The organism is Capnocytophaga sp. oral taxon 878 (genome assembly GCF_002999135.1).
Taxonomy (GTDB): Bacteria; Bacteroidota; Bacteroidia; order Flavobacteriales; family Flavobacteriaceae; genus Capnocytophaga.
Genome location: NZ_CP027229.1, coordinates 2,905,297 through 2,917,606, shown reverse-complemented (window position 1 = coordinate 2,917,606; position 12,310 = coordinate 2,905,297). Strand labels below are relative to the sequence as shown.

Below are 12,310 nucleotides of genomic sequence, written 5' to 3'. Positions count from 1 at the left end.
CTGAATACTATGCGAAATATAAGCTATTTACTTATTCTTCTGCTATTGGCTTGCTCCAAAGAAACTATGCCCAACAGCTATACCCTGTACTTCCAAAACAACTATTTTGAAACGGTTGAGGTGCAAGTAGCTTCCTCTTTCTCGGAAAGAATAGCTGCAAAAGCAACCTCAAAAGCATTGGTATTAGAGAGAGGCACTCATACCATAACAGCTATTACTGCCTCACGCTTACAATTAGAAAGTACTATACAATTACAAGGCAGCCAAGAAAGACTTGTAATTGAAATATCTCCTAAAGGAAAAATACAAATACTTCGTTAATCTGTTTTGTTTAAAATAATTATTCTATGCGCTATTACACGCTTTTTCTCATTGGCTTAATCTTACTTTCGTGCGGCAAAAACAACGATGAGCCTGAAATGACTCCTTACGAAATTACCCTTGTATATATGATTGCCGATAACGACCTTGCTACCTATGCCTTGAACGACCTAAATGAAATGGAACGCGGCTTTACCGCTAATGGCAGAGATAAACTATTAGTGTATATAGATAGTAATACCTCCACAGCCTTGCCTTCACACCCTGTGTTATTGGAAATAGTGCCCGACAGCACCGAAGCAATACAATCCAAAATTATCTATACTTACCCCGAACAAAACTCGGCTGATAAAACAGTGCTAAGCAATGTGTTAAAAGATGTTTTTAGCTATTACAAAGGGAGAGTGGAAACTAAAGGGCTCATCCTTTGGTCGCACGGCAATGCGTGGTTGCCCAATAGCTACACTATAGCTACCGAAAACAAAGGAGGGGTTGCTATAAAAGCTTTTGGCAAGGATATGAGCCCTAAAGAAGGTGCATTAGAATTGCCAGATCTTGCTGAAGCTTTGCGCTCTTATCATTTTCAATACATCTTGTTCGACGCTTGCTTTATGGGTTCGATAGAGGTGCTTTATGAGTTGCGCCATAATGCTGACTATTTCATTGCTTCTCCTGCCGAAATATTAGCCGATGGTTTTCCATATCACTTAACCCTTCCTTACCTAATAGGCAAAACACAACTTGAAAAGGCTACAGAAGCATATTATACCTACTACAAAGCTCAAGAAGGCGTACGGCAGTCGGCTACAATTACTTTAGTATCAAGTAGATATTTAGATACTTTAGCAGATTTATGTGCCCAATTACCTACTTTTTCTTCTCTACCTCTTGCTGATTTACAACAATATAGTCGTAACAATGAAAGATATTTATTTGACCTAAAGCAAATATTACTGTTAAATGGTGCCAAGACTAACTTAAATACTCTTTGGCAAGAGCTCTGCCCTATTGAAAAACACACTTCACAATTTGCAAATATAGTTTTAAGTAATTGTAATGGACTTAGTGTTTACCTGTTTGGTAAAAAAGAGGCTCTAAACCATTATTATAAAGAATTAGCATGGTATAAGGCTACAAAACTTCAGTAATACATATCTCAAAATAATTAGTTTTTTATTTGGCTATTATGGGGGTATTCATTACTTTTGCCTCCTAAAAACTTAGTAAATAACATTATGCACACAATCTTCAAATATCTTACCGAACTATCCAATAATAACCATAAAGACTGGTTTGATGCTCATAAAAATAACTATGAAATAGCTAAAAAATTAACCGATAATTTTTTTAAACAAATATATGCCAAGTTAGCCGAACACGATAGTCTTGCGCCTATAAAAATATACCGTATTTACCGTGATTTGCGTTTTTCTAAAGATAAAACTCCCTACAAAACACACTTTGGCTGCTACATTCAGCGCAAGCAGCCTCATAACAGGGGCGGGTATTATATCCATTTAAGTCCAGATGAAACGTTTATAGGGGGCGGCTTCTTTGATCCCAATAAAGAGGATTTACTGCGCATACGCCAAGAAATATCCCTTAACGCCGATGAGTTTACCCAAATAATGAATAGTAAGGATATCATAACACAGTTCGATGGCAAGCTATGGGGTGATGAACTTAAAACTGCCCCTAAAGACTTTGATAAAGATGACCCTATGATTCATTACCTGCGCAAAAAACAATTCTTATTAAAGCATGATTACAGCCAAGAAGATGTGTTTTCAAATGATTTTTTTCAAAAAGTAACAGAAGGGCTATTGGCTATGCGTCCTTTCTTTGATTTTATGACCGAAGCCCTTACTACTAACCTTAATGGTGAAAGCATCTTATAAATATGAAACTAACATTTAACCCAAAATATTTTGTATGGGCTTTAGCACTACTGGGGGTCGAGTTGCTCATAGCTACTGTTTTTAGCCACATAGGCTTTATCAGGGGCTACATAGGCGATGCTTTAGTAGTAATATTGCTGTATTATTTAGTACTTTCATTTGTAAAAGTGAAACACAAAAGCAAGCTAATTTGGGGAATCTTTATTTTCGCAGTAGTAGTAGAGGCATTGCAATACTTTGGCGTAGCCTCTTATTTAGGCTTCACTAAGGGCAGCTTAGGGTATATACTCTTAGGTAATCACTTCTCTTGGGGCGATATAATAAGCTACACAGTAGGATGCCTCTTCTTACAATTAACCCACAAATAAACTTACCCCCATAATAAAATGATAGATATAGGAATAAATCTCACCAACAAGCAGTTTGCAGGTGAGTGTGATGAAATTATAAATCGTGCAATAAATGCAGGTGTCGAACAAATTTTATTAACAGGCACCAGTGTGCGTAGCAGCAAAGAGGCTTTAGCTTTGGCTAAAGAGTACCCCGATACTCTTTTTGCCACTGCAGGCATTCACCCTCACGATGCTAAATCAATGAACAATGAAAGTATCAACATTTTAAAGGCACTACTAAGTGAAAAACAAGTTATAGCAGTAGGTGAATGTGGTCTAGATTTTGACCGCGATTTTTCCCCACGTCCTGTACAAGAGGCTTGTTTTCATGCACAGCTCACTCTTTCCGAAGAGGTTTCCAAACCCTTATTTTTACATGAGCGTGCTGCTTTTGAACATTTTATCGCTATCCTTGCCGAACATAAGCAACTACCTCAAGCAGTAGTACACTGCTTTACAGGCAGTTTAAAGGAGGTTAAAACATATCTGGACAAGGGGTATTATATCGGTTTTACAGGAGCAGTGAGTGATAGCCGCAGGTTTGCTCATTTAGAAGAGGTAGTGCGTTATGTCCCCTTAGATAGTATGCTTATTGAAACCGATGCTCCTTTTATGATGCCTAAAAACACACCTAACCGGCAGTTGTCATATAAGCAACAACGCCGCAATGAACCTGCTTTTTTGCCCTATGTAGCACAATCCATAGCACAATTTAAGGGCATACCTCTCAAGGCTGTTACCGAAAGCACCACCCAAAACGCTCAAGAACTGTTCAAATTATAAAACATATAGTACCACAAATTACCAATTTAATTAGTTAGGAGTTGTTAATAAGCATTACATTCCTAGCTATAACCATAGTAATAAAAGACGATTTTTTAAACGTCCTTTTTAAAACAAATGAAAAAGATATTAGTAACAGGAGGGGCCGGATTTGTAGGTTCAAATCTTTGTGAAGCCCTCACCAAAGACCCTCATAATGAAGTATATTCGTTAGACAATTATTTTACTGGTAAGCGTGAGAATCACGTAGCTGGAGTACAGTATATTGAGGGTAGTACCGAACATATATTTGAACTCATCAACTTCACCCCCGATATTATTTACCATCTAGGCGAATACTCACGTGTAGAACAGAGTTTTGAAGATATTGATAAAGTATTGTTATTTAACAAAACTGGCACTTTAAAAGTTTTGGAGTTCTGCCGCAAGCATAGGGCTAAACTTGTATATGCGGGTAGTAGCACCAAGTTTGGTGATGGCGGACTCGGGAAAGACCAAAGCCCGTATGCGTGGAGCAAATCATCCAATACCGAACTTATAAAGAACTACGGGGTGTGGTATGGTTTAGATTACGCAATAGTGTATTTCTATAATGTATACGGCCCACGCGAAATAAACACTGGCAAGTATGCCACCCTTATCGCTCTTTTTGCCGAGAAAATAAAACGAGGTGAGCCCTTAACTGTCGTTGCTCCAGGCACACAACAACGTAACTTCACACATATAAACGATATAGTAGCAGGATTGCTATTGGTAGGCGAAAAAGGTAAAGGCGATGGATATGGTATAGGAAGTCCCGAAAGCTACACTATTTTAGAAATAGCACAGCTTTTTGGTGGTAAAATACAAATGCTGCCTGAACGTAAGGGTAATCGTATGACATCACCAGTACTTACAGAAAAAACAGAGGCTTTGGGTTGGCACGCTACAAAGCATATTAAAGAGTATATTCAACAGATAAGAAGTAACCTATGAAAATAGCTATTACTGGGGCAAGCACTCTAACTGCCAATGCTTTAACACTTCACAACAATATTGCACAAGGAAGACTTTCAGAAAAAAATAGAACTCTTATTGAAACGTTGCGCTCATCTAATGTGGCATATGCTCCATTAGATCCTAGCGTACTTTACGCAATACATACCGCACGCAATGCTGTAGCCCAAGCTGGCTGGCAGGGCGTGCGGTTCGGTATTAACATAGGCTCATCAAGGGGAGCTACAGAAGTATGGGAAAATCATTTTACTCACTTCCTGCAAGAAGGTAGTTGCCTTACTTTGGCTTCACCTACTACCACTTTGGGCAATATAAGTACATGGGTTGCTCAAGATTTGAACAATGAGGGTTTTGAACTTTCTCACTCCATTACTTGCTCCACTGCCTTGCATGGCATTGCTAATGCTATTGCTTGGTTAGAAAGTGGTATGGAAAGTCGGTTTTTGGTAGGTGGTAGTGAGGCTCCTCTTACTCCTTTTACTTTGGCACAAGTGAAAGCCCTTAAGATATATAGCTCATTACCCCTACCCTATCCTTGTAGAGCTATGGATATGGAAAAACGACAGAATACAATGGTACTCGGTGAAGGAGCTGGCTGTTTTTGTTTAGAAAAAGGTGAGCGTCCTAATGCCTTAGCCTATATTATAGGGCTTGGCTTTGCTACCGAAAAGTTAACGCATAGTGTATCACTATCAAAAAAAGGAGATTGTTTACAAACTTCAATGCAGCGAGCTTTGGAAAGTGCTGGCCATCCACATATTGATGTGATTATTACCCATTGCACAGGTACTATAAAAGGTGATCGCGCCGAACTTAATGCTATTGATGCTGTTTTTGGCAATGACATTCCTCTACTTACCAATAACAAATGGCAGTACGGACATACTTATGGAGCAAGTGGAGCTCTGAATCTTGCTATGGCCATCAGGATGTTACAGCATAATAAGTTTGAAGAAGTACCTTATTTAAAAACTCCTGAAAAACTACCTAACAAATTACAACACATAATGATTAATGCTGTGGGCTTTGGCGGAAATGCAATAAGTGTAGTCGTTAAAAGTAGGTGATAAGAAATATATTCTTATTTTCTCTCTAAAAATAAAATATTGGAGTTTTGAATATAAGAAATAATAAGTATTAGCCTAATTGACAAATTAAATAATATGATTTGCATAAAAGAATATAAAACTCTCATACCTACCATTGATAGTTTTTTAGATGATAAAGAATTTATTAAAACCTCTGAAGGCTTATGGGATACCCACAACAATAAGAAAAAGCTATTGGTAAAAGGTACTATTTCCGATTATACATTATCTTTAAGTAAGAAGTTTATATGGTGTGCGGTACTTCATCCTGAAAGTGTTATTTGTCTAATACTTATTGACAGAAATGGTAATAAGGTAGCATCATTAGAGATAAAAGATGAAGATTTAGATACTCCCAAAGCATTTCTTTCGTTACTGCAAGAAGAAAATAAAATATCAATATGCCTTGTTGATGGGCAAAGTGGAGCTCAGGGGTATTGTATAGTTTTAGAACAAGAAAAACTGAGAATCTGGAAAACTCTTCCTCTTGACCAAATGTGTATGTTTACCTTTGATAAGTATGCTTTACTAGCCGATTTTTACTCTTCAGAACTCATTTTAGTTTCATATCCCAGCTTTGAACCATTAATTACCAAAAAACAAGAGATAATCGATTGTGATTTTATGGAAAATGTATGGAAAGTAGATAACAATTTTGGCATACTAAGTACTACACAAGGAGTCTGGTACGCTTTCGAGTTAAATACGCTCAAAATAATAGATGAATGTGCTATAGAAAAGTATGAACCAAAAAATGATGAATTTGGATATAGCTCATATATAAGTACTCTTACACCTACTAATAAAGAGCTGTTTTTTAAGCATTGGTACTATGAAAACAAAAAATATTATGAAGAGTGGATAGCTGTAGACAGAGGCTATTTAGCATCGCTTATTAAGATTTCAGCAGAGAAAGAGAAGAGATAAAAGATAAAAAAAGAGCAGGAATAATACCATTTAAAAAACTGATAATGAGATAATTTGCGTTTTAAAATATAAAAAAAGTAGAATATTTTGCTCAAAAAGGTTGTGATTTAAAAAAAATGCTTTACCTTTGCACTCATAATTATAGTTATAAAAAAAGAAAATTATGTCAGACATTGCATCAAGAGTTAAAGCCATTATCGTAGATAAATTAGGCGTAGACGAGAATGAAGTAACTGCGGAAGCAAGCTTCACAAACGACTTAGGAGCAGATTCATTGGACACTGTGGAATTGATTATGGAATTTGAGAAAGAATTTGACATTCAAATTCCTGATGACCAAGCTGAAAACATTCAGACCGTAGGTCAAGCAATCAAATACATTGAAGACGCTAAACAATAAGTAGCTTATAGGCATTAGGCTATCACCTTAATAGTTGATAGCTTAATGCCTAATTGCTTTTTAGAACCTAAATGCTAAAAAAATAAAAAGACTAATGGAGAGACGACGTGTTGTTGTAACAGGTATAGGTGCTTTGACCCCAATCGGTAATACCGCCAAAGATTTTTGGCAGGGGCTTGCAGCTGGCAAAAGCGGTGCCGCTCCTATCACCTATTTTGATGCTTCAAAGTTCAAAACTCAGTTTGCTTGTGAACTTAAAGGTTTTAATATTGAAGACTTTATGGACAGAAAAGAAGCGCGCAAGCTAGATAGATTTGCTCAATATGCCTCTGTAGTTTCAGACGAAGCGATAAAAGATGCGCACTTAGATGTTGATAAAGTGGATAAAGACCGCGTAGGTGTGATATGGGGTTCAGGAATCGGTGGTTTGGAAACATTCCAAAATGAAGTAACTACCTTTAACCAAGGCGACGGAACTCCGCGTTTCAATCCGTTTTTCATTCCTAAAATGATTGCTGATATTGCATCAGGAATGATTTCTATTCGATATGGTTTCAGAGGACCTAACTTTACTACAGTATCAGCTTGTGCTTCAGCAGCTAATGCTATGATTGACGCGCTGAACTATATTCGTTTTGGTTATGCCGATGTAATTGTATCAGGAGGTTCAGAAGCTGCAGTTACTATTGCTGGTATTGGTGGATTCAATGCTTTACATGCTTTATCAACCTTTAACGAAAACCCTGCAAAGGCTTCACGTCCATTCGATGCAAATCGTGATGGTTTTGTATTAGGCGAAGGCGCTGGAGCTATTGTACTAGAAGAATATAACCATGCAATTGCTCGCGGAGCTACTATATATTGTGAATTGGCAGGAGGTGGTCTTTCAGCTGATGCTCACCACATGACAGCACCTCACCCCGAAGGTCTTGGGGCTAAGTTGGTAATGAATAACTGCTTAAAAGATGCAGGCGTACAGCCTAGTGAAGTAGATGCTATTAATATGCATGGTACTTCAACACCTCTGGGAGACATCGCAGAATCAAAGGCTGTGATTGATGTTTTTGGTGAACATGCTTATGACATTAACATAAACTCAACTAAATCAATGACTGGTCACTTATTAGGAGCTGCAGGAGCTATTGAAGCAGTAGCCTCAATATTAGCTATTAAGAATAGTTTAGTACCACCTACTATTAACTTTGAAACTCCTGATGAGAAGATTGACCAACGACTAAATTTCACATTTAACAAAGCTCAAGCTCGCGATGTAAAAGTAGCTATGAGCAATACCTTTGGCTTTGGTGGTCATAACGCTTGCTTATTATTTAAAAAGTTATCATAATAGACTCGTAAGTGTTTAACTTAAAGAAAATATTAGCTTTTTCCCGTCTTACTTCAAAGAAGAAAGACGGGATTTTTTATAGCAAACTCAAAGAATTATTGGGCTTCTCACCTAAAAACTTATCATATTACAGTGAGGCTTTCACACATCCATCATACCAATACCAAAAGGCTACTCGTAAAAGTTATGAACGACTTGAGTTCTTAGGCGATGCTATATTAGGGGCTGTTATTGCTGACTATATTTTCACAAATGCTCCTGAGAAAGATGAGGGCTACCTCACCAAAATGCGTTCCAAAATAGTAGAACGACGTAACCTTAACCAACTAGGAGAGGAACTTGGCTTATTAGATTTTTTACGTACAAAGCTCACTCCTCGCCAATTAGGAAACAACATCACAGGTAACTTATTTGAAGCTTTAATAGGTGCTATTTACTTAGACAAAGGTTATAAAGCTTGTTTTAGCTTTATTGAACGAAAATTGATTTTACCCAATATCAATATAAAATATTTAGAGGAAAAAGTAATTAGTCATAAAAGTTTACTAATTGAATGGTGCCAAAAACACAAATTGGACTTTGCTTTTGAAGCTGAAGAAGACATAGAAGACCGTTCTGAAACTAAATATTTTGTTGCTAAAGTACATGTGCAAGGTTTTTCTGTAACTCGTGCCCGTTCAACCTCTAAAAAGAAGGCTGAAGAGATTGCTGCTAAACGCACTTGCTACAAAATTCAAGGGAAACAGCACCACAAACTAGATGTAAAATGAAAATCTTATTATTATCAGATACCCATTCATACATAGATGATCGCATACTGCACTATGCCAATGAAGCTGATGAGATATGGCACTGTGGTGATTTTGGAAACTTAACAGTAATTAAAACATTGCAATCTGTAAAACCTTTGCGAGGTGTGTATGGCAATATAGATGGAACTGAGATACGAGAATATTTTGGAGAAATAAATCGCTTTATGTGTGAAGGCATAGAAGTACTGATGATACACATAGGAGGTTACCCTACAAAATACACGCCTTTAGCTAAAAAAGAGATCCTTTCCAAAACCCCTAAATTGTTTATTTCAGGACATTCACACATCTTAAAAGTACAATATGACAAACAATTTAGTTTGCTGCACTTAAACCCAGGGGCGGCAGGAATTTATGGATGGCAAACTGTACGTACAATGTTACGTTTTGAGATTGAAGAAAAGGAGATAAAAAACTTGGAGATTATTGAATTAGGTAAAAGGTAAAAGGTTCCTATTTTGAAAAAAACAACAAGCAAAACAAACAAATAATTATGGAAGAAGAATTATTATACCTTATAGCCTTAAAAAAAACTGAAATGGTAGGTGATATTACTGCCAAAAAGCTCATTAATCACTTTGGAAGTGCCAAAGAAATTTTTACTCAACCAAAAAAAATACTTCAGAAAATACCAGGTATAGGCAATAAAATCATTGAAAAACTACAAAAATCACAATGGTTACAAGAAGCTGAAACTGAACTAAATTTCTGCAGCAAAAATAACATACAAGTAGTCAGTTATATTGATAAAGATTATCCTTATCTGCTAAAAAAATGTCCTGACAGCCCTATCGTTTTCTTTCAGAAAGGAAACATCAATCTAAAAAATAAACGAATACTTGCTATTGTAGGCACACGTAATGCTACTACCTACGGCACTGACTTTATAAAACAGTTTGTTTATGAGTTAGCACAACTTGATGTTGTAATTATAAGTGGTTATGCCTATGGAATAGACATCAGTGCGCATAAGGAAGCTATTAAAAATGGGATACAAACAGTAGCTTGCCTTGCTCATGGGCTTAATATCATTTATCCTAAAGCACATACTGAGTACTGTGCTGCAATGATAGCTAATGGTGGTTTTATTACTGATTTTGGATTCTTAAGCCCTTTTGATAGAAAAAATTTCTTAAGCCGTAATCGTATTATTGCAGGACTTGCCGAGGCTACAATAGTAATTGAATCAAGCCACCGAGGAGGAAGTCTAGTTACTGCTGGTATTGCAAATTCATACAGTCGGCAAGTTTTTGCTTTACCTGGCAAATACAACGATATTAATAGTGCTGGATGTAATCAACTTATACATGATAGTCAAGCTCAATTGCTAATCTCAGCACAACAGCTAATTACCGACCTAAATTGGGAGAGTCCCAAACCTCAACCTATACAACAAGAGCTTTTTGTAAGCCTCACTACAGAGGAAGAAAACATTCTAAAATACCTCAAAAACAATGGGAAACAAAGTATGGACAACTTATCTTTAGGCTGCCAGATACCTATATATGAGCTTTCTAATCTTCTATTTCAATTAGAACTAAAAGGAGCTATACGCCCGCTACCAGGTAAAATATTTGAAAGCATTAACTAAACTCAAAAAAATTTTTCTCCTCTAAAAGTATTTCTTAATTATTTTTCTAGCTTTTTCAAAAAGCACAACATGTAAAAACAATTTAACCATCTAATTATCAACACTTAACTGTAATAATAAAAAATATTTTTACTTTTCTTGCTGGTTAATAAAAATAAAAATATTACTTTTGTAACTTAAAAGAAGATTTTGCTAAAAACCAATGACGACAGAAGTTAAAAAAGAAGGTAAATATTCATACATCGAGCAAGGTGAGGGCACTCCTATTATCATACTACATGGCTTAATGGGAGGGCTTAGTAATTTTGAAGAGGTGATTTCTTTTTTTTCAGACAGGTATAAAGTAGTAGTACCTGAACTACCTTTATTCTCTATGCCTTTACTTACTACCTCAGTAAAAACATTGGCAAAATATATCCGAAAATTTGTAAAGTTCAAAAAGTTTGAGAAAGTAATTCTCTTAGGGAACTCTCTTGGTGGACACGTAGGACTGTTATACACTAAATTATATCCTAAAGATGTATTAGGATTAGTACTTACTGGTAGTTCAGGACTGTATGAAAGTGCAATGAGTGATGGGTACCCACGTAGGGGTGATTATGATTTTATAAAAAAGAAATGTGAAGAAGTATTTTACGATCCTGCTGTAGCTACTAAAGAAATTGTAGATGAAGTATTTGCTAATATTTCAGATCGTTCTAAACTTATAAAAACTTTAGCTTTAGCTAAGAGTGCTATTCGTAATAATATGGCTAAAGATTTACCTAAGATGCAAACCTCAATCTGTCTCATTTGGGGTAAGAATGATATCGTAACACCTCCAAAAGTAGCAGAAGAATTTTATGAACTACTACCTAATGCTGAATTACATTGGATTGACAAATGTGGACATGCTCCTATGATGGAACACCCTCAAGAATTTAATAAGATACTTAACAATTGGTTAGAAACAAAAAGGATCTAGACAAGTAATAAAAGTGATAAAAAAAGCTGAATTTGTAATGAGCAATTCTCAGGTAAGCAAGTGTCCTAAAGAACTCTTACCTGAATATGCTTTTATAGGGCGTTCCAATGTAGGAAAATCGTCTCTTATCAATATGCTCACTAACCAAAAGAATTTAGCTAAGACTTCAGCACGACCAGGCAAAACACAACTTATCAATCATTTTAAAATTGACAACACTTGGTTTTTAGTAGATTTACCAGGATATGGTTATGCAAGGGTTTCAAAGAGTACTAAAAAAGTATTTCAGCAGTTTATTACTCAGTATTTTGAACAACGTACGCAGTTAGTATGTGCTTTTGTATTGGTAGATATCAGACATGAACCTCAAAAAATTGACCTTGCTTTTATGCAATGGTTAGGTGAACACAATATCCCTTTTGCTATTGTGTTTACTAAAGCTGATAAACTAAAACCTTTAATGATAGAGCGTAATATTAAGTCTTATCAAGATATACTTCTAAAATCATGGGAAGAGTTCCCTCCTTATTTTATTACTTCAGCTGAAAATAGGGCAGGTAAAGAGGAACTTACTACTTATATTGAACAAATAAATACAATGCTAAAAAAACAGTCTTCAGAATAAACATCTTTATTTATTTGTATATTAATAAAAAATCTCTTATTTTTGCATCTTACAAATTACTTACAAGATAAACATACTATTTTTATAGTAATATTTTCTATCCTCACAATAAATAAAAGAAAAAAATACTATTTCGCAAAAAAACACTTACAAAAAGTGTTTTAAATA

Annotated in this window: 15 protein-coding genes; all 15 read left to right on the top strand. The window is 35.8% G+C overall.

What is annotated here, in order from left to right; genetic code table 11:
- The first annotated feature begins 9 nt into the window (after window positions 1-9).
- The 15 genes from C4H12_RS13365 (at window position 10) to yihA (ending at window position 12,142) form a co-directional block, all read left to right on the top strand.
- Entirely contained in the window at window positions 10-321 is a 312-nt protein-coding gene (locus C4H12_RS13365) for a hypothetical protein (RefSeq protein WP_106099503.1), read from the top strand.
- A gap of 26 nt (window positions 322-347) precedes the next feature.
- Window positions 348-1,469 carry a clostripain-related cysteine peptidase gene (locus C4H12_RS13360; protein ID WP_106099351.1) on the top strand — a complete coding sequence of 374 codons (1,122 nt, stop codon included), beginning with the start codon at window positions 348-350 and terminating at the stop codon, window positions 1,467-1,469.
- Window positions 1,470-1,556: 87 nt separating this feature from the next.
- Window positions 1,557-2,219 carry a DUF2461 domain-containing protein gene (locus C4H12_RS13355; protein ID WP_106099350.1) on the top strand — a complete coding sequence of 221 codons (663 nt, stop codon included), beginning with the start codon at window positions 1,557-1,559 and terminating at the stop codon, window positions 2,217-2,219.
- Window positions 2,220-2,221: 2 nt separating this feature from the next.
- Window positions 2,222-2,587, top strand: coding sequence for a DUF2809 domain-containing protein (locus C4H12_RS13350; RefSeq protein WP_106099349.1), 366 nt, complete (start codon window positions 2,222-2,224; stop codon window positions 2,585-2,587).
- A gap of 18 nt (window positions 2,588-2,605) precedes the next feature.
- Window positions 2,606-3,394, top strand: coding sequence for a TatD family hydrolase (locus C4H12_RS13345; protein WP_106099348.1), 789 nt, complete (start codon window positions 2,606-2,608; stop codon window positions 3,392-3,394).
- Between the two features lie 117 nt (window positions 3,395-3,511).
- Window positions 3,512-4,369 carry an NAD-dependent epimerase/dehydratase family protein gene (locus C4H12_RS13340; RefSeq protein WP_106099347.1) on the top strand — a complete coding sequence of 286 codons (858 nt, stop codon included), beginning with the start codon at window positions 3,512-3,514 and terminating at the stop codon, window positions 4,367-4,369.
- Window positions 4,366-5,457, top strand: a complete 1,092-nt coding sequence (locus tag C4H12_RS13335) for a beta-ketoacyl synthase N-terminal-like domain-containing protein (RefSeq protein ID WP_106099346.1) — start codon at window positions 4,366-4,368, stop codon at window positions 5,455-5,457. The genes C4H12_RS13340 and C4H12_RS13335 overlap by 4 nt, the downstream gene beginning before the upstream one ends.
- Before the next feature lie 96 nt (window positions 5,458-5,553).
- Window positions 5,554-6,405 carry a hypothetical protein gene (locus tag C4H12_RS13330; RefSeq protein ID WP_106099345.1) on the top strand — a complete coding sequence of 284 codons (852 nt, stop codon included), beginning with the start codon at window positions 5,554-5,556 and terminating at the stop codon, window positions 6,403-6,405.
- Window positions 6,406-6,568: 163 nt separating this feature from the next.
- A complete protein-coding gene (locus C4H12_RS13325; RefSeq protein ID WP_106099344.1) occupies window positions 6,569-6,805 on the top strand; it encodes an acyl carrier protein in 237 nt (78 codons plus the stop codon).
- Between the two features lie 94 nt (window positions 6,806-6,899).
- A complete protein-coding gene (fabF, locus tag C4H12_RS13320; RefSeq protein WP_106099343.1) occupies window positions 6,900-8,150 on the top strand; it encodes a beta-ketoacyl-ACP synthase II in 1,251 nt (416 codons plus the stop codon).
- 11 nt (window positions 8,151-8,161) lie between these two features.
- The gene (gene rnc, locus C4H12_RS13315) at window positions 8,162-8,920 is read left to right on the top strand and encodes a ribonuclease III (RefSeq protein ID WP_106099342.1); all 759 of its coding nucleotides are present in this window, start codon (window positions 8,162-8,164) and stop codon (window positions 8,918-8,920) included.
- On the top strand, window positions 8,917-9,408 hold the full coding sequence (locus C4H12_RS13310; protein ID WP_106099341.1) for a metallophosphoesterase family protein: 492 nt from the start codon (window positions 8,917-8,919) through the stop codon (window positions 9,406-9,408). The genes rnc and C4H12_RS13310 overlap by 4 nt, the downstream gene beginning before the upstream one ends.
- 47 nt (window positions 9,409-9,455) lie before the next feature.
- On the top strand, window positions 9,456-10,553 hold the full coding sequence (gene dprA / locus C4H12_RS13305) for a DNA-processing protein DprA (RefSeq protein WP_106099340.1): 1,098 nt from the start codon (window positions 9,456-9,458) through the stop codon (window positions 10,551-10,553).
- Between the two features lie 202 nt (window positions 10,554-10,755).
- Window positions 10,756-11,517 carry an alpha/beta fold hydrolase gene (locus C4H12_RS13300; protein ID WP_106099339.1) on the top strand — a complete coding sequence of 254 codons (762 nt, stop codon included), beginning with the start codon at window positions 10,756-10,758 and terminating at the stop codon, window positions 11,515-11,517.
- A gap of 13 nt (window positions 11,518-11,530) precedes the next feature.
- Window positions 11,531-12,142 (top strand): ribosome biogenesis GTP-binding protein YihA/YsxC, encoded by a 612-nt coding sequence (yihA, locus tag C4H12_RS13295; RefSeq protein ID WP_106099338.1) that lies wholly within the window; start codon window positions 11,531-11,533, stop codon window positions 12,140-12,142.
- Window positions 12,143-12,310: the final 168 nt, after the last annotated feature.

Excerpts from the sequence above, each read along its gene's own strand:
- C4H12_RS13300 (WP_106099339.1), top strand. The coding sequence starts at position 10,756 with ATGACGACAGAAGTTAAAAAAGAAGGTAAATATTCATACATCGAGCAA.
- dprA (WP_106099340.1), top strand. The coding sequence starts at position 9,456 with ATGGAAGAAGAATTATTATACCTTATAGCCTTAAAAAAAACTGAAATG.
- fabF (WP_106099343.1), top strand. The coding sequence starts at position 6,900 with ATGGAGAGACGACGTGTTGTTGTAACAGGTATAGGTGCTTTGACCCCA.
- C4H12_RS13365 (WP_106099503.1), top strand. The coding sequence starts at position 10 with ATGCGAAATATAAGCTATTTACTTATTCTTCTGCTATTGGCTTGCTCC.
- C4H12_RS13330 (WP_106099345.1), top strand. The coding sequence starts at position 5,554 with ATGATTTGCATAAAAGAATATAAAACTCTCATACCTACCATTGATAGT.
- C4H12_RS13355 (WP_106099350.1), top strand. The coding sequence starts at position 1,557 with ATGCACACAATCTTCAAATATCTTACCGAACTATCCAATAATAACCAT.
- C4H12_RS13345 (WP_106099348.1), top strand. The coding sequence starts at position 2,606 with ATGATAGATATAGGAATAAATCTCACCAACAAGCAGTTTGCAGGTGAG.
- C4H12_RS13325 (WP_106099344.1), top strand. The coding sequence starts at position 6,569 with ATGTCAGACATTGCATCAAGAGTTAAAGCCATTATCGTAGATAAATTA.
- C4H12_RS13340 (WP_106099347.1), top strand. The coding sequence starts at position 3,512 with ATGAAAAAGATATTAGTAACAGGAGGGGCCGGATTTGTAGGTTCAAAT.
- C4H12_RS13350 (WP_106099349.1), top strand. The coding sequence starts at position 2,222 with ATGAAACTAACATTTAACCCAAAATATTTTGTATGGGCTTTAGCACTA.
- C4H12_RS13335 (WP_106099346.1), top strand. The coding sequence starts at position 4,366 with ATGAAAATAGCTATTACTGGGGCAAGCACTCTAACTGCCAATGCTTTA.
- C4H12_RS13310 (WP_106099341.1), top strand. The coding sequence starts at position 8,917 with ATGAAAATCTTATTATTATCAGATACCCATTCATACATAGATGATCGC.
- C4H12_RS13360 (WP_106099351.1), top strand. The coding sequence starts at position 348 with ATGCGCTATTACACGCTTTTTCTCATTGGCTTAATCTTACTTTCGTGC.